The organism is Janibacter sp. RAF52, from assembly GCF_052114035.1.
Lineage (GTDB): Bacteria > Actinomycetota > Actinomycetes > Actinomycetales > Dermatophilaceae > Janibacter > Janibacter hoylei.
On record NZ_JBFRDY010000001.1, the window covers coordinates 35009 to 57247 of the forward strand.

The 22239-nt window shown below is 72.0% G+C and carries 20 protein-coding genes; 17 read left to right on the forward strand and 3 right to left on the reverse strand.

Annotated features, from left to right (window positions below):
• Window positions 1-42: 42 nt before the first annotated feature.
• Window positions 43-834 carry a hypothetical protein gene (locus AB4Y78_RS00165; protein WP_441713816.1) on the reverse strand — a complete coding sequence of 264 codons (792 nt, stop codon included), beginning with the start codon at window positions 832-834 and terminating at the stop codon, window positions 43-45.
• On the reverse strand, window positions 831-1274 hold the full coding sequence (locus AB4Y78_RS00170; RefSeq protein ID WP_007928645.1) for an HIT family protein: 444 nt from the start codon (window positions 1272-1274) through the stop codon (window positions 831-833). Before AB4Y78_RS00170 ends, AB4Y78_RS00165 begins: the two co-directional genes overlap by 4 nt.
• Before the next feature lie 82 nt (window positions 1275-1356).
• Here AB4Y78_RS00170 and AB4Y78_RS00175 point away from each other — a divergent pair, with 82 nt between their 5' ends.
• The 10 genes from AB4Y78_RS00175 to ilvC all read left to right on the forward strand — a co-directional run bounded on the left by AB4Y78_RS00175 (window position 1357) and on the right by ilvC (window position 11635).
• Window positions 1357-1890: an SRPBCC family protein gene (locus tag AB4Y78_RS00175; RefSeq protein WP_007928644.1), complete on the forward strand. Its 534-nt coding sequence runs from the start codon at window positions 1357-1359 to the stop codon at window positions 1888-1890.
• Window positions 1887-2699, forward strand: a complete 813-nt coding sequence (locus tag AB4Y78_RS00180; RefSeq protein ID WP_441713817.1) for a carbon-nitrogen hydrolase family protein — start codon at window positions 1887-1889, stop codon at window positions 2697-2699. The genes AB4Y78_RS00175 and AB4Y78_RS00180 overlap by 4 nt, the downstream gene beginning before the upstream one ends.
• Window positions 2700-2780: 81 nt before the next feature.
• A complete protein-coding gene (gene gatC, locus AB4Y78_RS00185) occupies window positions 2781-3077 on the forward strand; it encodes an Asp-tRNA(Asn)/Glu-tRNA(Gln) amidotransferase subunit GatC (RefSeq protein WP_441713818.1) in 297 nt (98 codons plus the stop codon).
• A gap of 14 nt (window positions 3078-3091) precedes the next feature.
• Window positions 3092-4606: an Asp-tRNA(Asn)/Glu-tRNA(Gln) amidotransferase subunit GatA gene (gene gatA, locus AB4Y78_RS00190; protein WP_441713819.1), complete on the forward strand. Its 1515-nt coding sequence runs from the start codon at window positions 3092-3094 to the stop codon at window positions 4604-4606.
• 3 nt (window positions 4607-4609) lie between these two features.
• Window positions 4610-6178 (forward strand): Asp-tRNA(Asn)/Glu-tRNA(Gln) amidotransferase subunit GatB, encoded by a 1569-nt coding sequence (gene gatB, locus AB4Y78_RS00195; protein WP_441713820.1) that lies wholly within the window; start codon window positions 4610-4612, stop codon window positions 6176-6178.
• Between the two features lie 149 nt (window positions 6179-6327).
• Window positions 6328-7245: a 2-hydroxyacid dehydrogenase gene (locus AB4Y78_RS00200; protein ID WP_441713821.1), complete on the forward strand. Its 918-nt coding sequence runs from the start codon at window positions 6328-6330 to the stop codon at window positions 7243-7245.
• A 65-nt stretch (window positions 7246-7310) separates the two neighbouring features.
• Entirely contained in the window at window positions 7311-7832 is a 522-nt protein-coding gene (locus AB4Y78_RS00205) for a SixA phosphatase family protein (RefSeq protein WP_007928638.1), read from the forward strand.
• 331 nt (window positions 7833-8163) lie between these two features.
• Window positions 8164-10002 carry an acetolactate synthase large subunit gene (locus AB4Y78_RS00210; RefSeq protein WP_441713859.1) on the forward strand — a complete coding sequence of 613 codons (1839 nt, stop codon included), beginning with the start codon at window positions 8164-8166 and terminating at the stop codon, window positions 10000-10002.
• 10 nt (window positions 10003-10012) lie between these two features.
• On the forward strand, window positions 10013-10522 hold the full coding sequence (gene ilvN / locus AB4Y78_RS00215; RefSeq protein ID WP_007928636.1) for an acetolactate synthase small subunit: 510 nt from the start codon (window positions 10013-10015) through the stop codon (window positions 10520-10522).
• An 84-nt stretch (window positions 10523-10606) separates the two neighbouring features.
• Window positions 10607-11635, forward strand: coding sequence for a ketol-acid reductoisomerase (gene ilvC, locus AB4Y78_RS00220; RefSeq protein ID WP_282072962.1), 1029 nt, complete (start codon window positions 10607-10609; stop codon window positions 11633-11635).
• Window positions 11636-11738: 103 nt separating this feature from the next.
• Here the strand turns inward: ilvC and AB4Y78_RS00225 are convergent, their stop codons facing one another.
• Entirely contained in the window at window positions 11739-15263 is a 3525-nt protein-coding gene (locus AB4Y78_RS00225; RefSeq protein WP_441736803.1) for an ATP-binding cassette domain-containing protein, read from the reverse strand.
• Window positions 15264-15664: 401 nt separating this feature from the next.
• Here AB4Y78_RS00225 and ilvD point away from each other — a divergent pair, with 401 nt between their 5' ends.
• The 7 genes from ilvD to AB4Y78_RS00260 all read left to right on the forward strand — a co-directional run bounded on the left by ilvD (window position 15665) and on the right by AB4Y78_RS00260 (window position 22132).
• A complete protein-coding gene (ilvD, locus tag AB4Y78_RS00230; protein ID WP_128277429.1) occupies window positions 15665-17509 on the forward strand; it encodes a dihydroxy-acid dehydratase in 1845 nt (614 codons plus the stop codon).
• Window positions 17510-17864: 355 nt separating this feature from the next.
• A complete protein-coding gene (locus tag AB4Y78_RS00235; RefSeq protein ID WP_441713823.1) occupies window positions 17865-18266 on the forward strand; it encodes a hypothetical protein in 402 nt (133 codons plus the stop codon).
• 255 nt (window positions 18267-18521) lie between these two features.
• Window positions 18522-19568, forward strand: a complete 1047-nt coding sequence (locus AB4Y78_RS00240) for a 3-isopropylmalate dehydrogenase (protein WP_441713824.1) — start codon at window positions 18522-18524, stop codon at window positions 19566-19568.
• Between the two features lie 78 nt (window positions 19569-19646).
• Window positions 19647-19892, forward strand: coding sequence for a type II toxin-antitoxin system Phd/YefM family antitoxin (locus AB4Y78_RS00245; RefSeq protein WP_007927933.1), 246 nt, complete (start codon window positions 19647-19649; stop codon window positions 19890-19892).
• Window positions 19889-20146: a Txe/YoeB family addiction module toxin gene (locus AB4Y78_RS00250; protein ID WP_007927930.1), complete on the forward strand. Its 258-nt coding sequence runs from the start codon at window positions 19889-19891 to the stop codon at window positions 20144-20146. Before AB4Y78_RS00245 ends, AB4Y78_RS00250 begins: the two co-directional genes overlap by 4 nt.
• Window positions 20147-20208: 62 nt before the next feature.
• Entirely contained in the window at window positions 20209-21309 is a 1101-nt protein-coding gene (locus tag AB4Y78_RS00255) for a branched-chain amino acid aminotransferase (protein ID WP_441736805.1), read from the forward strand.
• Between the two features lie 34 nt (window positions 21310-21343).
• Window positions 21344-22132 carry an HAD family hydrolase gene (locus AB4Y78_RS00260; RefSeq protein ID WP_007927923.1) on the forward strand — a complete coding sequence of 263 codons (789 nt, stop codon included), beginning with the start codon at window positions 21344-21346 and terminating at the stop codon, window positions 22130-22132.
• The last annotated feature ends 107 nt before the right edge of the window (window positions 22133-22239 follow it).

Sequence of the window (22239 nt, forward strand, 5' to 3'; positions counted from 1 at the left end):
CACCCCGAAGGGGGTCGGGGCCACCTGCGGTCTGCGGAGCGGTCAGCCCACGAGGGCCTTGATCCCGAGTCCGACGGGGACGAGGACGAGCGAGGACAGGCCCAGGGCGCCCATGATGATCGCCCCCTTGGTCTCCGAGTCGAGCGCCTCGCGCCAGCCGGCGCGCTGCAGGATCTCCTTGACCGGCACGTTGATCTCGGCGCTGGAGAACTCGTAGTCGACTTGCTGCTTGAAGCCGTCGAGCCCGAGGCCCCACTCCTTGCGCCTGGTGTAGGTGAACTCGCGGCCGGAGCGCACCTCGACCTGCGCGCCCAGGCCGGTCACCCCGGCGTGGGACTCGACCTGCCGCGACTCGTCCGTGCGCTTGACGACCCCGGGCTTGTCCGTGGGGGTGAAGCGGGCGACGACGGCGTGCTCGAGGTGGCGCCGCGTCGCCAGGTGCTGCCAGCGCGCGTCGGCGAGGTCGGCGTGCACGAGCACGGTGTGGCCGTTGGAACGCACGACGTAGGGCGTGCCCTCGAAGGCGGTGGCGAGCGCCGGCGCCAGCCACTCGTAGGGCCACGGGGCGTTCTTGTCGGTCGCCGGGGGCAGCGGGGTGGTCGGTGGCGCGACCACGGCGTGCTCACCTGCGCTGACATCGGGGTCGGTCTCGCGGAGGAAGCCGATGAAGGCCACGAGGGTGACGACGACGGCGATGCCCCAGACGACGCCCCAGAAGAGCGCGGGCCAGGGCTGCCCGTCGGCGAGCCAGATCCAGAGACCACCGAAGAGGGCGACACTGAAGGCGAGGATCGCCGCGACGAAGGTGAGGACCTTGCGCCGGCGGCCGCTCATGCGGGCAGCGCCCCCGGGCCGGGGACGTGCTCGCCGTGGCCGTCGGAGCGCAGGCGGGTACGCAGCCGCTGGGCCGCGGCCTCGAAGCGCTCGTCGCCGACGTCACGCATCGGGGCGTGCGGGTCGAAGTCCTCTGGGGAGAAGGCCGGCCAGGTGTGGATGTGCAGGTGGGGCACGAGGAAGCCCTCGAGGAGCATGCCCACGCGCGGGGCCTCCCACTCGGCCTGCTGGGCCCGCCCGATGATGCCGGCGACCCGCTGCAGGTGGGCCCACGTCTCCTCGTCGGCGTCGGTCCACTGCTCGATCTCGGCGCGCGGCACGACCATGGTGTGCCCGTCGGTAAGGGGCTCGATCGTCAGGAAGGCCACGCAGGTCGGGTCGGACCACACGAACCGGCCGGGGATCTCACCCGCGATGATCTTCGTGAAGAGAGTCGCCATGCCGCCCACCCTATGAGTCCGGTGGCTGAGGTGCGACGAGCGCAGCGAGGAGCCTCGAAGCCCGGGCTCCTACAGTGGACCCATGCCCCAGGTCAGCGCCGACGTGCACGTGCCGATCCCCCCGGAGCTCGCCTTCGCGGTCGCCCAGACGACGGGGGAAGTCCGCCACCGGTGGGACCCCTTCATCCGCGAGCAGCACTTCGTGGACGGGGCGAGCGAGCCCGGCGTGGGGGTGCGCACCTTCACGCGGTCCTCCTTCGCGGGGCCGATCTCGCCGAGCATGGTCAGCGAGTACGTCTCCTGGCGTCCGCCGACGTCGGTCGGGATGACGATGGTGCGTGGCCCGTGGTTCTTTGCCCGCTTCGGCGCCGGGTGGCGCTTCCAGCCCGACGGCGACGGGACCCTCGCCGTGTGGAAGTACACCTACGACGTGCGCCCTGCCGCCCTGCAGCGTATCGCCCACCCCATCGGTCAGCGCCTGCTCGGTCGTGAGATCTCCCGCCGCATCGAAGGCTTCGCCGCGGGGTGCCGCGACGAGGTGGTGCTCGCCGCGGCCCGGGCGGATATGGCCCGGCGTGCCGAGGCCGACTCCAGTTCGAAGGGGGGAGCAGCGTGACCTCCCCTTCGTCCGTCATGCGTCTGGCCGGATGCCAGTGGTCCGCCACCGGTGACCCGGCCGCCAACCTCGTCACGCTCGGGGAGTGGACCGCCCGGGCCGCGGACGCCGGTGCCCGGCTCGTCGTCCACCCCGAGGCGGCGATGGCCTCCTTCGCCGGTCGGCTCGACACCGCCGCCGAGCCCCTCGACGGGCGCTTTGCCGACGGGGTGCGCGAGGTGGCTGCGCGGCACGGCGTGACCCTCGTCTTCGGCATGTTCACCCCCGCCGACGAGATCACGACCGCCGAGGGCAGGGAGCGCTCGCGGGTGCACAACACGCTGCTCGTCACCGGCGGTGGCGTCGAGGAGACGACCTATCGCAAGATCCACCTCTACGACGCCTTCGGCAGCCGTGAGTCCGACACGGTGGCGCCCGGCGACGAGGTGCGCACCGTCGAGGTCGACGGCTGGTCCGTCGGCCTGGCCACCTGCTACGACGTGCGCTTCGCCGACCACTTCACCGAGCTGGGTCGGCGTGGTGCCGAGCTCGTCGTGCTGCCCGCCTCGTGGGGGGACGGGCCCGGCAAGGCGAGCCAGTGGGACCTGCTCACCCGGGCTCGCGCGCACGACGCCCAGGCCTGGTTGCTCGCCGTCGGGCAGGCCTGGACCCCGGAGTCGGTGCGCGGTCCCTATGGCATCGGTCGCTCCGCGCTCGCCGACCCGACCGGCGAGGTCCGCGCGCGCCTCGGTGGTGGGGAGGGCGTGCTCGTCGCCGACATCGACCGCGAGACGGTGACCCGTACCCGTCGGACCATCCCGATCCTCTAGAGGCGCACTCCGCGCGGGCCGGCGGGCGCCACCCGAGCGCCGGGCACACCGTGCCCGTCGGCGGAACCTAGACTGTCCCGCATGGCTGACCTCTCCCGCGACGACGTGGCGCACCTCGCCTCGTTGGCCCGCATCGACCTCTCCGACGCCGAGCTCGACCGCATGGTCGGGGAGCTGGGCACGATCATCTCCTCCGTCGAGGCGGTGCAGCAGGCGCCGATCGACGGGGTCGAGCCGATGAGCCACCCGATGCCGATCGTCAACGTCACCCGCCCGGACGAGGTGCGCCCCTCGCTCACCCCCGAGCAGGCCCTCGCGATGGCGCCGGCCTCCGAGGTCGGGCGCTTCGCCGTGCCGCGCATCCTCACCGAAGACTGAGCCAGAAGGACCCCATGAGCGACCCCACCCGCATGACCGCTGCCGCGCTCGCCGACGCGCTGGCCTCCGGCGACCTCTCCTCCGAGCAGGTCACCCGCGCCCACCTCGACCGCATCGAGGGTGTCGACGAGCAGGTCGGCGCTTACCTCCACGTCGCCGGCGAGTCCGCCCTGGCCGAGGCCCGCGCGGTCGACGAGCGCCGAGCGAAGGGGGAGACCCTCCACCGCCTCGCCGGCGTCCCGATCGCCGTCAAGGACGTCATGACGACGACCGGCATCCCGACGACCGCCGGCTCGAAGATCCTCGAGGGCTGGATCCCGCCCTACGACGCGACGGTCGTCAGCCGGCTCAAGGCCGCCGGCCTGCCGATCCTCGGCAAGACCAACATGGACGAGTTCGCCATGGGCTCCTCCACGGAGCACTCGGCCTACGGCCTGACCCGCAACCCCTGGGACCTCGAGCGCATCCCCGGAGGCTCCGGCGGTGGCTCGAGCGCGGTCGTCGCCTCGTGGCAGGCGCCCCTGGCGACCGGCACCGACACCGGCGGCTCGATCCGTCAGCCCGCGGCCGTCACCGGCTCGGTCGGCGTCAAGCCGACCTACGGCGGCGTCTCGCGCTACGGCCTCATCGCCATGGCCTCCTCGCTCGACCAGGCCGGACCGTGCGCGCGCACCGTCCTCGACACCGCCCTCCTGCACGAGGTCATGGCCGGGCACGACCCGCTGGACTCGACCTCGATCGACCAGCCGGTGCCCGATGTCGTCGGTGCCGCGGAGCGCGCCGACGTGGCCGGGATGAAGATCGGCATCGTCCGAGAGCTCACCGGCGAGGGATTTTCCCCGCTCGTGCAGGCGCGCTTCGACGAGTCGGTCCAGCACCTCGTCGACGCGGGTGCCGAGGTCGTCGACGTCTCGTGTCCCAACTTCGTCCACGCGCTCGGCGCCTACTACCTGATCATGCCGAGCGAGGCGAGCAGCAACCTCGCCCGCTTTGACGCGATGCGCTATGGCCTGCGGATCGGGCCCGAGGGCGTCGACGCCCCCAGCGCGGAGCAGGTCATGGCCGCCAGCCGTGAGGCGGGCTTCGGCGACGAGGTCAAGCGCCGCATCATCCTCGGCACGTACGCCCTCTCCTCGGGCTACTACGACGCCTACTACGGCAGCGCGCAGAAGGTGCGGCGCCTCATCGCCGACGACTTCGCGCGGGCCTTCGAGACCGCTGACGTCCTCGTGTCGCCGACCGCCCCGACGACCGCCTTCCGTTTCGGCGACAAGAGCGACGACCCGATGGCCATGTACCGCGGCGACATCGCGACGATCCCGGCCAACCTCGCCGGTGTGCCCGGCATGTCGCTGCCGAGCGGCCTCGCCGAGGACGGCCTGCCCGCGGGCTTCCAGATCCTCGCGCCGGCCATGGCCGACGACCGCCTCTACACCGTCGGCGCCGCCCTCGAGCAGCGCCTCGTCGCCGCCTGGGGTGGGCACCTGCTCGAGCAGGCCCCCGAGCTGGCCGTCACGAAGGGAGCCTGAGACATGGCGAGCACCACCACGGACGCAGTCCTCGGGTACGACGAGGCCCTGACCACCTTCGACCCCGTCATGGGCCTCGAGGTGCACGTCGAGCTCGGCACCAACACCAAGATGTTCTGCGGCTGCGCCACGGGCTTCGGTGCGGACCCCAACACCCAGGTCTGCCCGGTCTGCCTCGGGCTGCCCGGCGCGCTGCCGGTCGTCAACGCGGTCGGTGTCGAGTCGACGATCCGGATCGGCCTGGCACTCAACTGCGAGATCGCGCAGTGGTGCCGCTTCGCCCGGAAGAACTACTTCTACCCGGACATGCCGAAGAACTTCCAGACCTCGCAGTACGACGAGCCGATCGCCTTCGACGGCTACCTCGACGTCGAGATCCCCGCCGCCTCCGGTGAGGGCACAGAGACCTTCAGAGTCGAGATCGAGCGCGCGCACATGGAGGAGGACACCGGCAAAAGCCTGCACGTCGGTGGCGCCACCGGACGCATCCAGGGCGCCGAGTACTCGCTCGTCGACTTCAACCGCGCGGGCATCCCCCTCATCGAGATCGTCACGCGCCCGATCGTCGGCGCGGGCGAGCGGGCCCCCGAGGTCGCCAAGGCCTACGTCGCCGCGCTGCGCGACCTGCTGCGCGCCCTCGACGTCTCCGACGTGAAGATGGAGCAGGGCTCGATGCGCTGCGACGTCAACCTCTCCCTTCGTCCCAAGGCTGGCGACGACCCCGCTGCGCAGGCGCAGCTCGACGTCCCGCTCGGCACCCGCACCGAGACCAAGAACGTCAACTCCCTGCGCTCGGTGGAGCGCGCCGTGCGCTACGAGGTCTGCCGCCACGCCGCGGTCCTCACCGCGGGTGGCTCGATCCTGCAGGAGACCCGCCACTGGCACGAGGACACCGGCGTCACGACAAGCGGCCGCGAGAAGTCCGACGCCGAGGACTACCGCTACTTCCCCGAGCCCGACCTCGTGCCGGTCGCGCCCAGCCGCGAGTACGTCGAGCAGCTGCGGGCCACCCTGCCCGAGCCGCCGGCCCAGCGCCGCAAGCGGCTGCAGGGGGAGTGGGGCTACTCCGACCTCGAGATGCGCGACGTGCTCAACGCCGGCGCGACCGAGCTCATCGAGGCCACCGTCACCGCCGGCGCCAAGCCGCAGGCCGCGCGCAAGTGGTGGCTCGGCGAGCCCTCACGCCGCGCCAACACCGAGGGCGTCGACCTCGCGACCTACGCCGAGCAGACCGGCGTCACGCCCGAGCACGTCGCCGAGCTCGAGTCGCTCGTCGGCTCCGGTCGGCTCAACGACAAGATGGCCCGCCAGGTCCTCGAGGGTGTCCTCGACGGCGAGGGCACCCCGACGGCCGTCGCCGACGCCCGCGGGCTCGAGCTCGTCCAGGACGACGGTGCCCTCGAGGCCGCGGTCGACAAGGTCATCGAGGCCAACCCCGACGTCGCCGACAAGATCCGCGGTGGCAAGGTCCAGGCCGCCGGCGCGCTCATCGGCCAGGTGATGAAGGAGATGAAGGGCCAGGCCGACGCCGGCAAGGCCCGCGAGCTCATCCTTGCCAAGCTCGGCGCCTGACACAGGCAGCACGAAGGGGGGCGGTGCCGGTCGACCCGGCACCGCCCCCTTCGCCGTGGTCACCCTCGGACACCGCTCCGGTCGGCACCGCGGCGGCCACGGGTCGGAGGCCGGCGTGCACGTGACCTGCGCCACCTACGATGGCGCGCATGGTCACCGTCTCCTTCCCTGACAGCAGCTGGCGCGACGACGTCGGTCCGGTCGACGGCGTGGAGTCCGTCGTGTGGGACCCGCAGGCGGCTCCGCCGCCGGAGTCGGTCGACGTCTACATCGCGCCCTACATGACCAAGCCCGACGGCGTCGCGATCGTCGCGCAGCAGCCGTCGGTGCGGCTCGTGCAGCTGCTGTCGGCCGGCTTCGACAACATGCTGCCGGTCCTGCCGGATGGGGTCTCCCTCGCCAATGCGAAGGGGGTCCACGACGCGGCCACCGCAGAGCTGGCCCTGGCCCTCGTCCTCGCCTCGCAGCGTGGGCTCGACGACTTCGCGCGCGCCCAGGCGCAGGGGGAGTGGACCTCCCGTCACGTGCGCCCGGGCCTCGCCGACAAGCGGGTGCTGCTGCTCGGCTACGGCTCGGTGGGCCGGGCGGTCGTCGAGCGGCTCGTGCCCTTCGAGGTGTCGGTCACGGCGGTGGCCTCGCGGGCACGCGCCGGCGACGACCTCGTCGAGGCGGTGCACGGGGTCGACGAGCTGGCCGCTCTCGCACCGGAGCACGACGTCATCATCTCGGTGCTGCCGGGCTCCGACGCCACCCACCACATCCTCGGGGAGGAGCTGCTGAGCTCGCTGCCGGACGGCACGCTCGTGGTCAACGTCGGCCGCGGCCCCGCGCTCGACACCGAGGCCGCCCTGCGGCACGCGGGCCGCCTGCGGTTTGCGCTCGACGTCACCGACCCGGAGCCCCTGCCGACGGGGCACCCCTTGTGGTCGGCGCCCGGTGTCATCATCAGCCCGCACGTCGGTGGGGTGACCCAGGCCTTCCGCCCTCGCGCGGTGTCGATGCTGCGACGTCAACTCACCGCGCTCGCCGCAGGCGAGCCGCCGATCAACCTCGTGCACGAGGGCTGAGGCCACCCCTCTGCGCAGTCGATCGAGGGGTGGCGCGCTCGTGTGGTCCGGGCCACACTCGGTCCATGACCATGTCAGCGGAGGACCGGACCCTGATCCTGCTGCGGCACGCCGAGCCCGAGCCGGGCCGTGCCGGTCAGGACGACCGTGAGCGACCCCTCACCGAGACCGGGCGGGCGCAGGCCCAGGAGGTCGGGCGGTGGCTGCGCGAGCACGGCCTGGGCTGTGACGAGGTGATGTGCTCGCCGGCCGCGCGCACCCGGGAGACGATGCACGAGGTCGCCGAGGCCGGCTGCCCCGAGGCAGAGGTGCAGATCGAGCACCGGCTCTACAACGCCGACGCCGAGGAGGTCCTGGCCGTCGTGCGGGAGTCGACCGACGACGCGAGCGTGCTGCTCGTCGTCGGCCACGCGCCGGGCCTGCCGGCGGCGGCGAGCCTCCTCGCCGACGGCGAGGGGGACGACGAGGCGCACGAGCTGCTCAGCCACGGCTTCCCGCCCGGTGCGGCGGCGGTGCTGCGCTTCTCGGGGCACTGGGAGGACCTGGCCTTCGGCGCCGCGGTTCTCGACGAGTTCCGCGTGCCCTGAGGGGGCTGGGGATGGTCGGCGGGCCCTGCTGACCGGCCCGGGCCGTCACGACGAGACGACCATGTCCCACATGGTGGGCGCGGTCGTCTCATTCGTTGACACACGCCGGGCAGGCGGGGGAGAGTAGCGGCATGGCCCTCCTCCTCGTACTTCCCCGGCGCGCTGCCTGAGCGACGACTCGTCGCCGACGCAGCGCGCGCCCTTCATGTCCGCACCCGGACTGAGGGGCTTTTTCATGGCCGGGAGAGGATGAAGAGGAGCACAGATGGCACGCCGAACCGAAGGACAGACGGTGACTGACACGACCAGCAGCGCCCCGAGCCCGGCCGCGATGGCGCGCCGGAGCGAGGCGGGCAGAGCGACGACCTCCGCGCAGGTGACCGGGGCCAAGAGCCTCGTCCTGTCCCTCGAGAGCGTCGGCGCCGAGGTCGTCTTCGGCATCCCCGGCGGCGCGATCCTGCCGGCCTACGACCCGCTGATGGACTCGACGAAGGTCCGCCACATCCTCGTGCGCCACGAGCAGGGCGCCGGCCACGCCGCCGAGGGTTATGCCTCGGCGACCGGCAAGGTCGGCGTCTGCATGGCCACCTCCGGCCCCGGCGCCACCAACCTCGTCACCGCGATCGCCGACGCCCACATGGACTCCGTGCCGATGGTCGCGATCACCGGCCAGGTGGCCTCGAGCTCGATCGGCACGGACGCCTTCCAGGAGGCGGACATCCGGGGCATCACGATGCCGATCACCAAGCACAACTACCTCGTGACCGACGCCGCGGAGATCCCGCGGGTCATCGCGGAGGCCTTCCACATCGCGAGCACCGGCCGACCCGGCCCCGTGCTCGTGGACATCTCCAAGGACGCACTGCAAGCCACCACCACCTTCGAGTGGCCGCCGCAGGTCAGCCTGCCGGGCTACCACCCGGTGACGCGTCCGCACGCCAAGCAGATCCGCGAGGCCGTCCGCCTCATGGCCGAGAGCCGCCAGCCGGTGCTCTACGTCGGTGGTGGGGTCATCCGGGCCAGAGCCCACGCGGAGCTGCGTCGCCTCGCCGAGCTCACGGGCATCCCGGTCGTCACGACGCTCATGGCCCGCGGCGCCTTCCCCGACGGGCACCCGCTGCACTTGGGCATGCCAGGCATGCACGGGTCCGTCGCGGCGGTCACCGGCCTGCAGCGCAGCGACCTGCTCATCACCATCGGGGCGCGCTTCGACGACCGGGTCACGGGCCAGCTGTCGTCCTTCGCGCCGGGGGCCAAGGTCATCCACGCCGACATCGACCCGGCCGAGATCTCCAAGAACCGCGTCGCCGACGTGCCGATCGTCGGTGATGCCAAGGCGATCCTCGGCGAGCTCATCGCCGCGATCGAGGCCGGCGAAGGGGAGGCCGCTGCGGTCATCCCGGACCGCTACCGCGACTGGGCGGCAGCGACGACCCGGTGGTCGCAGGACTACCCGGTCGGCTACACCTCGCACGGCGAGGGCGCCCTCATGCCGCAGCAGGTCATCGAGCGGATCGGCCAGATCGCCGGCCCGGAGGCGGTCTACGCCGCGGGCGTCGGCCAGCACCAGATGTGGGCCGCGCAGTTCATCGGCTACGAGCGCCCCAACTCCTGGCTCAACTCCGGCGGCGCCGGGACGATGGGCTACTCCGTGCCCGCAGCCATGGGCGCCAAGGTCGGTGAGCCCGACCGGGTCGTCTGGGCCATCGACGGCGACGGGTGCTTCCAGATGACCAACCAGGAGCTCGCGACCTGCGTCATCAACGACATCCCGATCAAGGTCGCGGTCATCAACAACTCGAGCCTGGGCATGGTGCGCCAGTGGCAGTCGCTCTTCTACAACGAGCGATACTCCAACACCGACCTGCACACCTCGGTCGGCAGCCGCATCCCCGACTTCGTCAAGCTCGCCGATGCCTACGGCTGCGTCGGGCTGCGCTGCGAGCGGCCCGAGGACCTCGACGCGACGATCGAGCAGGCGATGGCGATCAACGACCGCCCGGTCGTCATCGACTTCGTCGTCGAGCGGGACGCCATGGTGTGGCCGATGGTGCCCGCCGGCGTGAGCAACGACGCCATCCAGATCGCCCGCGACGAGGCCCCGCAGTGGGACCGCGAGGAGTCCGAGGCCATCGAGCAGTCCACCGACGCCGACCACGACGGGCAGTGAAGGAAAGAGCATGAGCACCAAGCACACCCTCTCCGTCCTCGTCGAGAACAAGCCCGGTGTCCTCGCCCGGATCTCGGCCCTGTTTTCCCGGCGCGGCTTCAACATCGACTCCCTCGCCGTCGGGCCGACCGAGCACCCGGAGATCTCCCGGATGACCGTCGTCGTCGACGTCGACCTGCTGCCGCTGGAGCAGGTGACCAAGCAGCTCAACAAGCTCGTCGAGGTGCTCAAGGTCGTCGAGCTCGACCCGCTCGCGTCGGTGACCAGCCAGATCGTCCTGGTCAAGGTGCGCGCCGAGGCGAGCAACCGCAGCGGGATCCTCGAGACCGCGCAGATGTTCAAGGCGAAGATCGTCGACACGACGAGCGACGCGATGACCCTGCAGGTCTACGGCAACACCGACAAGATCGCCGCGATGCTCGAGATCCTCGAGCCCTACGGCATCAAGGAGCTCGTCCAGTCCGGTGTCGTGGCCATCGGCCGCGGCCCCCGCTCCATCACCGACCGCTCCCGACACTGACCCCCCTTCGTCCTCGTCCGTCGTGACGGGAGACGATGACGACCAACCCGACCGCACCACCCACCACACAAGGAGAAGTGCCCCATGGCCGCCGAACTGATCTACGACGACGACGCCGACCTGTCCATCATCCAGGGCCGCAAGGTTGCCGTCATCGGCTACGGCTCGCAGGGTCACGCCCACGCGCTCAACCTGCGCGACAGCGGTGTCGACGTGCGCATCGGCCTCAAGGAGGGCAGCAAGAGCCGCGCCAAGGCGGAGGCCGAGGGCCTGAAGGTCCTCACCCCTCGCGAGGCCGCCGCCGAGGCCGACGTCATCGTCATCCTCGCCCCCGACCAGGTGCAGCGTCACCTCTACGCCGACGACATCGCGCCGGAGCTCAAGGAGGGCGACGTCCTCGTCTTCGGCCACGGCTTCAACGTCCGCTACGGCTACATCCAGGCGCCCGACGGCGTCGACGTCATCCTCGTCGCGCCCAAGGCGCCGGGGCACACCGTGCGCCGCGAGTACGTCGACGGCCGCGGCATCCCCGACATCATCGCCGTCGAGCAGGACGCCTCGGGCCGGGCTTGGGACATCGCCGCCTCCTACGCCAAGGGCATCGGTGGTACCCGCGCCGGCGTCATCAAGACGACCTTCACCGAGGAGACCGAGACCGACCTCTTCGGCGAGCAGGCCGTCCTCTGCGGTGGCATGTCGCACCTCGTCCAGGCGGGCTTCGAGACGCTGACCGAGGCGGGCTACCAGCCGGAGATCGCCTACTTCGAGGTGCTCCACGAGCTCAAGCTCATCGTCGACCTCATGTGGGAGGGCGGCATCGCCAAGCAGCGCTGGTCGATCTCCGACACCGCCGAGTACGGCGACTACGTCTCCGGCCCCCGCGTCGTCGACGCGAAGGTCAAGGAGTCGATGAAGGGCATCCTCTCCGACATCCAGGACGGCTCCTTCGCCAAGCGCTTCATCGAGGACCAGGACAACGGCGCTGTCGAGTTCCAGCAGCTGCGGGACAAGGAGGCCGGTCACCCGATCGAGGCGACGGGCAAGGCGCTGCGCGCCCACTTCGCGTGGCAGTCCGGGGACGACGACTACACCGAGGGCTCTGCCGCCCGCTGACCCCGACCCACCAGACCCCCGCGGCGGTCACCCCCGCAGCGGGCTCCGAAGGGGGGCGCCCACCGGCTCACCGGCCGGGGCGCCCCCTTCGTCATGCTCGGGTTCAGCCGGCGAGGTGACCCCACGTGGGTGCGAGCTGTGCCCACGTGCCCGTGGCCACGGCCCGACCGCCGTCGAGGACGACGACGTGGTCGGCCTGCTCCAGTGCCGCCCGCTTCGAGGTCGCACCGATGACGGTTGCGCCGCGCTCGCGCAGGCCCCGCCACAGGTCGATCTCGGTCGTCGCGTCGAGGGCGGAGGAGACGTCGTCGGCGAGCAGCAGCTCGGCCTCGGTCGCCAGGGCCCGGGCCAGCGCGAGCCGCTGCACCTGCCCACCCGACAGGCGCACCCCGCGATGGCCGACGAGGGCGTCGGGCCCGCCGGCGTCGTCGACGTCCTGGGTGAGCCGGGCGAGGGCGACCGGCTCGTCGAGGGGGCGGTCGTGGCCCAGGCGCACGTTGTCGGTGAAGCTGCCCGACAGCACCCTCGGCACCTGCGCGACGTGGGCGATGCGGCCCGGCCGCAGGGTGGACTGCGGGTCGGTGACGGGCGTGCCGTTCCACCGGATCTCGCCGCGGTGGTCGACGAGACCGGCGAGTGAGGCGAGCAGGCTCGACTTGCCCGAGCCGACCTGGCCGACGAGCAGCACGAGGTCGCCCGCGTCGACGACGAGGTCGATCTCGCTGGCGCCGACGGTCCCGTCGTCGTGGACGACCGAGACGTCGCGCAGCTCGAGGCGCCGCAGGCGCTCGCGCTCGCCCTCGACCGGCGCGGGCGCGGTGCCCTCGACGAGGTCGACCCCCGCGGGCAGGTCCATGAGGTCGACGCCACCGGCGAAGCGCGCCGTCTCGACCTGCCAGGCGCGGGTGCCGGGCGCCTCGGTGACGACCATGCTCGCCACGCGGCCAAACCAGTCGAAGCCCGCGACCGCACCCGAGACGAGGATCGCGGTGCCCAGGCCCCAGCCACCGGCCACGTGGATCCACCACGTGACGACGACGCCGCACTGGACCATGACCAGCGGCACGGCGTCGAGCACGGCCTGCACCCGGTGCTCCTTGACCGCCGCCTGGACCCGGCCGGCGTCCACCTGACGCAGGTGCCGTCGGACGAAGGGAGTGGCCGCCGCCAGCTTGACGGTGCGCACCGACTCGAGCGAGGAGACGACGGCCCGACCGAAGCGGGCCCGCGCCAGCGAGGCAGCAGCTGCGGACCGGCCGGCGATCGGGCGGCCGAGGGTCGCGGCGAGGGCGGACCCCACCATGACGGTCAGCAGCACGGCTCCGGCGACCCACGTGCCGGCGAGCAGAGCCGTGAGGGCGGCGATGACCAGGCCGTTGATGAAGTCGACCCACCGGTCGGCGTACCGGGCGTACCGGTCGGCGTCCATCGAGCGGGCGACGACCTCGCCGGGGGGAGTGCGCGGCAGCCGCTCGGCCCGGGTCTGCCCGGCGAGGACCGCCATGCGGGTGCGCAGCATGACCTCGATCCACCAGCGCGGGTACCGGTAGAAGGCCTGCGACGTGAGGAAGGGGACGACGAGCAGGCACGCGACGAGCGCCGCGGCGAGCAGGGTCGGGGTCTGCCCGGCCTGCAGGCCCTCGATGACCTGGCCCCACACGAGACCGGTCATCGCACCCTGAGCGCCGAGCAGCGACATCGCGAGGAAGCACACGGCGCCGGCGACGCCCCACGACGGCTTGACGAGCAGGGCGTGGGTGATGCCCCGGGCGAGGGAGGGTCCGTCGCCGATGGCGGGCCGCTCGGGCGGCGTCGTCGTGCGGCGGCGCCCACCGACGGGGTCGAGGTCGGCGTGGTCGACGGCGCCCTCGGGGGAGGGCTGGTCGGCCGCGGACTCGGCGCGGCTGTCGAGGAGCAGGCTGCGGAAGGGACCCGGCTGCTCGGCGAGCTCGGTGCGACGCCCCTGCTGGATCACCGTTCCGTGGTCGAGGACGACGACGTGCGGGGCCCGCTCGATCGTCCCGAGGCGGTGCGCGATGAGGATGCCGGTGCGACCCACGAGGAGGCGGTCGGCGGCGGAGACGACCCGGCGCTCGGTGAGCGGGTCCATGCGGGCGGTCGCCTCGTCGAGGACGACGACCCGCACGTCGCGCACGAGCAGCCGCGCGAAGGCGACGAGCTGCTCCTCGCCCGCGGAGAGGGTCGTGCCGCCGGGACCGAGGAGGGTCTCGAGGCCGTCGGGCAGCCCGGCGACCCAGTCGACGAGCCCGAGCTCGACGACGGCCGCCTCGATGTCGCTGCGCGGGGTGTCGTCGAAGAGGGCGATGTTGTCGGCGAGGGTGCCGGCGATGATCTCGGTGCGCTGGGTGACGACACCGACGTCGGTGCGCAGCAGCTGCACGTCGAGATCGCGCACGTCGACGCCCCCGACGAAGACCGTGCCCCGCGGCGGCTCGATGGCCCGCGAGACGAAGGAGGCCAGGGTCGACTTGCCCGAGCCGGTGCGGCCGACGAGCGCGACGGTCTCGCCCGCGGGTACGGCAAAGGTCACGTCCCGCAGGGCGAAGCTGCCCTCGGTGTAGCTGAAGTCGAGGCCGCGCACCTCGACCGCCAGCTCGGCGCCCGCGGGGACGGGGGCGCCTCCCTTCGGCTCGGGCTCGACGGCGAGCATCTGCCGCAGCCGGATCACCGCGCCCAGGCCGGCCTGCAGGTCCGGCAGCTGGTGGGAGAGCTGGGTGACGAGACCGACGAAGGTCGACGTGACGATGAAGAGCGTGACGAGCTGGCCCACCGACAGGCCACCGCCGGTCGCCAGCGCGATGCCGGCCAGGCCGATGCCGGCGAGCAGACCGTGGAGCAGCAGACCCGCCCGGCGGGCCAGCCGGCTCTCGAGCGTGACGACGTCGGCGAAGCGGGCGTGGACCCGTGCGGTGAGCGTCGCCAGGCGCTGCAGCATGTGTGCCTGACCCAGGCTGGTGCGCAGGTCGTCGCGCCCGGCGATGCCCTCCTCGAGGGCGCTGGCATGGTCGGTCCAGGCGGCCTCCTCGATGACCTTGCGGCGGGCGATCTCCCCGAGCAGGGGACGCACGGCCACGGCGGTGAGCAGACCGATGACGGGGAAGAGCAGCCAGGCCGGCCACCACGTGATGCCGGCGACGACCCACATGGGGACGACCGAAAAGGCGGTGCGCGCAAACATCCACACCTGCCACCGCATGAGGTTGCCGACCTCGTGGGTGTCGTCGTCGACGCGGTCGAGGATCTCGCCGGCCGCCTGCTCTGAGAGGGTCGCGACCGGCTGGGCGAGCGCGGCGTCGAGCAGGTCGTCGCGCAGCACGCCCTCGGCGCGGTCGGAGAGGCCGACCCACACGACCTTGCCGAGATTGTCGATGACGGCGCCGCCGACGACGAGCAGGGCGAGCAGCTGGACGAGGCCGGTGCTCGGTCCCTCCGCCAGGCGGCCGATGACGACGGTGCCGGTCGTGAGCAGGACCGCCGCGGTCGCGGAGCAGACGAGCGCGGCCGCGGCCGCCGGCGAGCGCATCCGTCGCCAGTCGACGGTGCGCTCCGGGGGCATCGGCTCGGTGGGTGGGGGCGGCGCGGTGGTCCGCTCGAGGGTCTGCGTCATGGCCGCTCAAGGTTATGTCCAGCCACCGGCACCGCGCCTCCGACTTTTCGGCCCGACAGGCGGACGGCCGTCCACGGAGCGGACGGGGCATTCCGTGGCGGGAGGGGAGCGGCGTACCGTCGCACGATCGGCGGCCACACCCGGCCCCGCCCCCCCTTCGCACCACCGGCACCCCCACCCACGCCGTGCCCGCCCCACCACCGCACGATCACGAGGAGCCGTCATGAGCGACGAGGCCATCGAGGCACGCCGCGCCCTCCAGGAGAGCCTGGACCGCCGCGACAGCGGTGAGTGAGCGCAGCCCACAGCATCCCGACCGCCCCCGCACCGCCGACGGTGCGGGGGCGGTCTGCATGTGAGACGCGGTATCACCCTGCGGACCGGCGGCATACCGTGGAGGCATGCCGCAGCTTCGATCTCGCACGACGACCCACGGACGCAACATGGCCGGTGCCCGCGCACTTTGGCGCGCCACCGGCATGGGCGAAGGGGACTTCGGCAAGCCGATCGTCGCGATCGCCAACTCCTTCACGCAGTTCGTCCCCGGGCACGTCCACCTCAAGGACATGGGCCAGCTCGTCGCCGGTGCCGTCGAGGAGGCCGGGGGAGTGGGCAAGGAGTTCAACACCATCGCCGTCGACGACGGCATCGCGATGGGCCACGACGGCATGCTCTACTCGCTGCCCAGCCGCGAGGTCATCGCCGACTCCATCGAGTACATGGTCAACGCCCACTGCGCCGACGCCCTCGTGTGCATCTCCAACTGCGACAAGATCACGCCCGGCATGCTCCTGGCCGCGCTGCGCCTGAACATCCCGACGGTCTTCGTCTCCGGCGGTCCGATGGAGGCCGGCAAGGCGATCATCGGTGACGACGGCGAGACCTACACCCGTCTGGACCTCGTCGACGCGATGGTCAAGGCCGTCGACGACAACGTCAGCGACGACGAGATCACCGCCATCGAGCAGTCCGCCTGCCCGACGTGCGGGTCCTGCTCGGGCATGTTCACCGCCAACTCGATGAACTGCCTCACCGAGGCCCTCGGCCTCTCCCTGCCGGGCAACGGCTCGACACTTGCGACCGCCTCGGCCCGGCGCGACCTCTTCCTCGACGCCGGCAAGCTCGTCGTCGACCTGTGCCGCGACTACTACGACGGCGACGACGACTCGGTGCTGCCGCGCTCGATCGCGACCAAGCCCGCCTTCGCCAACGCGATGCGCCTCGACATCGCCATGGGCGGCTCGACCAACACGATCCTCCACCTGCTCGCCGCGGCCCAGGAGGCCGGCGTCGACTTCGACCAGACCGACATCGACGCCCTCTCGCGCGTCACGCCGTGCCTGGTCAAGGTCGCGCCCAACAGCGGCGACTACTACATGGAGGACGTCCACCGCGCCGGCGGCATCCCCGCGATCCTCGGCGAGCTGCACCGCGGCGGCATGCTCGACGCCAGCGTCCGGTCCGTGCACAGCCCCGACCTCGAGACGTGGCTCTCCGACTGGGACATCCGCAGCGGCGCCGCGACGAGCAAGGCGATCGAGCTCTTCCACGCCGCGCCCGGTGGCGTGCGCACGACGCAGGCCTTCTCCTCCACCAACCGGTGGTCGAGTCTGGACACGGACGCGCAGGACGGGTGCATCCGCTCCGTCGAGCACGCCTACACGAGCGAAGGGGGACTGGCCGTCCTCCACGGCAACCTCGCCCCGGACGGCTGCATCGTCAAGACCGCTGGCGTGCCCGAGCACCAGTGGAACTTCTCCGGCCCGGCCCGCGTCGCCGAGTCGCAGGACGCGGCCGTCGAGATGATCCTGTCCAAGCAGGTGCAGGAGGGCGAGGTCGTCGTCATCCGCTACGAGGGCCCCAAGGGCGGGCCCGGCATGCAGGAGATGCTCTACCCGACCTCCTACCTCAAGGGCACCGGCCTGGGCCCCAAGTGCGCCCTGATCACCGACGGCCGCTTCTCCGGCGGCTCGTCCGGCCTGTCGATCGGGCACGTCTCCCCGGAGGCCGCCTCCGGCGGCGCGATCGGCCTGGTCAAGGACGGCGATGTCATCGAGTTCGACATCCCCGGCCGGCGGGTCAACCTGCTCGTCGACGACGAGGAGCTCGCCCGTCGCCGCGCCGAGCAGGACGCGAAGGGGTGGGCCCCCGCCGCCCCCCGCGAGCGCCACGTCACGCCCGCGCTGAAGATCTTCGCGAAGTTCGCCCAGTCCGCCGACAAGGGTGCTGCGCGCAAGGTCGACTGACCCCGCCCTTCGCTCCCTGAGGAGGCCGGGGGTCGCTCCCTTCGTTCCCTGAGGAGGAGGCCGGGGGTCGCCCCCCCGGTGCCTGAGGAGGAGGCCGGGGGTCGCCCCCCCGGTCCCTGAGGAGGAGGCCGGAGGTCGCCCCCCCCGGTCCCTGAGGAGGAGGCCGGGGGTCGCTCCCCCCGATCCCTGAGGAGGAGGCCGCCTGCGGCCGACGTCTCGAAGGGTGCTGGGGACGAAGGGAGAGGCCGGCGCCGGCCATTGACGCGACCATGCCCCCCCCCGCATGCTGGAGAGTGCTGGTGATCCGTGCGGGGGAGGTGTCATGCGACGGCTGGTGACATGTGCAGTGGTGGTGGTGGCGACGGTCGGCGGGTGCTCGTCCTCCGACGACGTGCGGCTCGAGGGTGACGAGGAGGTGCGCATCCTCGTCCTGCCCGAACCCACGGACGGCGGCAATGACATGCAGGCGCGTGCCACCCTCGCGCTGGACGACAAGACCGGGTGCATCGTCGATGAGGAGTCGCGGCGTCCGGTGGCTTTCCCCGACGGCACGTCGGTCGAGGGCGACCGGCAGTCGTGGTCGATCGTCAGCGAGTCCGGTGACGAGTTCACCGAGGGTGACCTCATGATGGGTGGTGGCGACGAGGACTCTGAGATGGGCGGCTTCGAGCCCGATGCCCTCCCCACCGGATGCGGAGGGACGCCGTGGGTCGCCATCGTCACCGAGCTCGGGGCGGGGACGTCCCCCTTCGAGTAGGGCTGCTGCGCGCGGAGGCACCCTCCGAGACGGTCGCGGGGCGACCTCCTCAGGGACCCTTCGAGACGGTCGCGGGGCGACCTCCTCAGGGACCCTTCGAGACGGTCGCAGGGCGACCTCCTCAGGGACCCTTCGAGACGGTCGCGGGGCGACCGCCCACGCGGAGCGTGGGACCCACTCAGGGAGCGAGGGGCCCTGCGCCCACATGTCGGGACGCGGGGTTCACATGTCGGGACGCGCGCCTAGCCTGAGCACATGAGCACGGACGCAGCGCAGACCAGCTTCGACATCGCCGTCATCGGCGGCGACGGCATCGGCCCCGAGGTCGTCGCGGAGGGCCTGAAGGTCCTCGGCGCCTCCGGCGTCGACCTCCGCACCACCGAGTACGACCTCGGCGCGGCCCGCTGGCACCGCACCGGCGAGACCCTGCCCGACTCCGTCGTCGAGGAGCTGCGCGGCCACGACGGCATCCTCCTCGGCGCCATCGGCGACCCGAGCGTCCCCTCCGGCGTCCTCGAGCGGGGCGTGCTGCTCCCCCTTCGCTTTGCGCTCGACCACTACGTCAACCTGCGCCCGGCCAAGCTCTTCCCCGGCGTCACCAGCCCGCTCTCCGAGCACGTGACGAGCAAGGGGCTCGACTTCGTCGTCGTCCGCGAGGGCACCGAGGGGCCCTACGTCGGCAACGGCGGCGCGCTGCGCGTCGGCACCCCGCACGAGGTCGCGACCGAGGTCAGCGTCAACACCCGATTCGGTATCGAGCGGGTCGTGCGTGACGCCTTCGCCCGCGCCCAGGCGCGCCCGCGCAAGCACCTGACGCTCGTCCACAAGCACAACGTGCTCACCCACGCCGGTCACCTGTGGCGCCGCACCGTCGAGGAGGTCGGCGCGGAGTTCCCCGACGTCGAGACCGCCTACCAGCACGTCGACGCCGCGACGATCTTCCTCGCGACCGACCCGGCACGCTTCGACGTCATCGTCACCGACAACCTTTTCGGCGACATCATCACCGACATCGCCGCGGCCGTCGCCGGCGGCATCGGGCTGGCCGCGAGCGGCAACATCAACCCCACCCGCGAAGCCCCGAGCATGTTCGAGCCGGTCCACGGCTCCGCCCCAGACATCGCGGGTCAGGGCAAGGCCGACCCGACCGCCGCGATCCTCTCCGCGGCGATGCTGCTCGACCACCTCGGCCTCGCCGACGACGCCCAGCGGGTCGAGGCCGCCGTCGCCGCGGACCTCGCCGAGCGTGCGGGCGAGCGGTCCACGAGCCAGATCGGGGACGCCATCGCCGGGCGGCTGTGACGCCCGGACTGCGCTTGCGGTGACCGCCTACCGAGGCGCACACTGGTACAAGAAGTCGTACCAGTGTCTGGAGGCATCATGGCCGTCACCGCGAGCGAAGCCCGCAAGAACCTCTTCCCCCTCATCGAGCAGGTCAACGAAGATCGCACGACGGTGGAGATCACGTCGCGCCGTGGTGACGCGGTGCTCATGTCCCGTGCCGACTACGACGCCCTGGCAGAGACGGCCCACCTCCTGCGGGTGCCTGCCAACGCCCGTCACCTCCTCGAGAGCCTGGCCCAGGCCCGCGAAGGGCGGCGGGACGAGCACGACCTCGAGCGATGAGGCTGGTCTTCACCCCCAACGGCTGGGCCGACTACACGTACTGGCTCGGTGCCGACCGCCAGACGCTCAAGCGGATCAACCGACTGATCGACGACGCCCTGCGGGACCCGGTGGACGGCATCGGCAAGCCAGAGCCGTTGCGTCACATGCTCGCTGGTGCGTGGTCGCGGAGGATCACCGAGGAGCACCGTCTGGTCTACCTCGTCGACGGTGACGACCTCGTCGTCCTCCAAGCCCGCTTCCACTACAGCTGACCCGACCCCCTTCGCTCGGGGGGTAACCTGCACCACATCGGACCCGAGGAGACGTGCCACTGATGACCGCCGAGCTGACCTTCACCACCACCCGCAGCGACGCCCCCCTTCCTGACGCCGACCGCGAGGCCGTCCTGGCCAACCCCGGCTTCGGGTCGACCTTCACCGACCACATGGCCCTCGCCACGTGGACGAAGGGGGAGGGCTGGCACGACGGGCAGGTGCGCGCCTTCGGGCCGCTGCAGATCAGCCCGGCCGCGGCCGTCCTGCACTACGCGCAGGAGGTCTTCGAAGGGATGAAGGCCTACCGACACGAGGACGGCTCGGTGTGGACCTTCCGCCCCGACCGCAATGCGGTCCGCATGGCCCGCAGCTGCGAGCGGCTCGCGCTGCCGGTGCTGCCGGAGGAGGACTTCGTCGGGGCGATCCGCGCGCTCGTCCAGGCCGACGAGGCCTGGGTGCCCGCCTACGGCACGGGCGAGACGAGCCTCTACCTGCGGCCCTTCATGTTCGCCTCGGAGGCCTTCCTCGGGGTGCGACCGGCCAACGAGGTGACCTTCTCGGTCATCGCCAGCCCGGCCGGTGCCTACTTCTCCGGTGGCCTCACGCCGGTCAACCTCTGGATCAGCCAGGACTACGCCCGCGCCGGCGACGGTGGCACGGGGGCTGCCAAGTGCGGCGGCAACTACGCCTCCTCGCTCGCCGGCCAGCTCGAGGGTCAGGCCCAGGGCTGCGACCAGGCTGTCTTCCTCGACTCCTCGACGCACACCTACATCGAAGAGCTCGGCGGCATGAACCTCTTCTTCGTCACCAAGGACGGCAAGCTGCGCACCCCCGCGCTCACTGGCTCGATCCTCGAGGGCGTCACCCGCGACTCGATCCTCGCGCTCGCCCCCGACCTCGGCCTCACCCCCGAGGAGTCGCGCATCGAGATCGACTGGTGGAAGGAGGGCGTGGCCTCCGGCGAGATCACCGAGGTCTTCGCCTGCGGCACCGCCGCCGTCGTCACGCCGGTCGGCGAGCTGCGCTGGGCCGGCGGCTCCGCCCCGTCCACCGGTGGTGAGGGCGGAGGCGAGATCACCCGCACGATCCGCCAGAGCCTGCTCGACATCCAGTACGGCGTCGCCGAGGACACCCGCGGCTGGATGACCCGGCTCGCCTGAGCAGCCACGCCAGCACCGCACCGAGGTAGCCCACGTGACCCCTCGGCTCATCGCCACCGATCTCGACGGCACCCTGCTGCGCAGTGACGGGACCGTCTCGTCCCGCTCGGTCGACGCCCTTCGTGCCGTCGCCGATGCAGGGCTCGAGACGGTCCTCGTCACCGCCCGCCCCCCGCGCTGGCTCGACGAGCTGGCGCACGTCGTCGGCACGCGCGGAGTTGCGATCTGCGGCAACGGTGCCTTCCGCTACGACGTCGCCGAGCGGCGGGTCTTCGGCGTGCGCTCCATCCCGCGCGAGGTCGTCACCGAGATCGTGCTCGACCTGCGCGACCAGCTGCCCGGCACGGGTTTCGCCGCCGAGCGGCACACGGGGCTGGCCGCGGAGAGCATGTTTGCCGCGATCCACGACCACCCGGAGAACCTCGTGACGACCCCGGCCATCGAGCGGCTGGACGACGCGCTCGTCGGCAAGCTGCTCGCCCGCAACCCGCACCTGACCGACGACGAGTTCATCACCGCGGTCACCGAGATCGTCGGCGACCGCGCGGTCGTGGCCTTCAGCGGTGCCGGCGGGCTGGCCGAGGTCTCGGCGAAGGGGGTCACCAAGGCTGCCGCGCTCGCCGGCTGGTGCGCGGAGCTCGGGATCGACGCGGGGGAGGTGTGGGCCTTCGGTGACATGCCCAACGACCTGCCGATGCTCCTCTGGGCCGGGCGGTCCTTCGCCGTGGCCAATGCGCATCCCGAGGTCTTGGCGGCCGCGACCGACCACGCCCCTGCCAACGACGACGACGGCGTCGCCCAGGTGCTCGAGGGGCTGCTGTAGTCCCTTCGAGACGGCCGCGGGCGGCCTCCTCAGGGAGCGTAGGTCCGACCGGTCCCTGAGGAGCTCGCTCTGCGAGCGTCTCGAAGGGCGGACGGTCGGTGACCGGC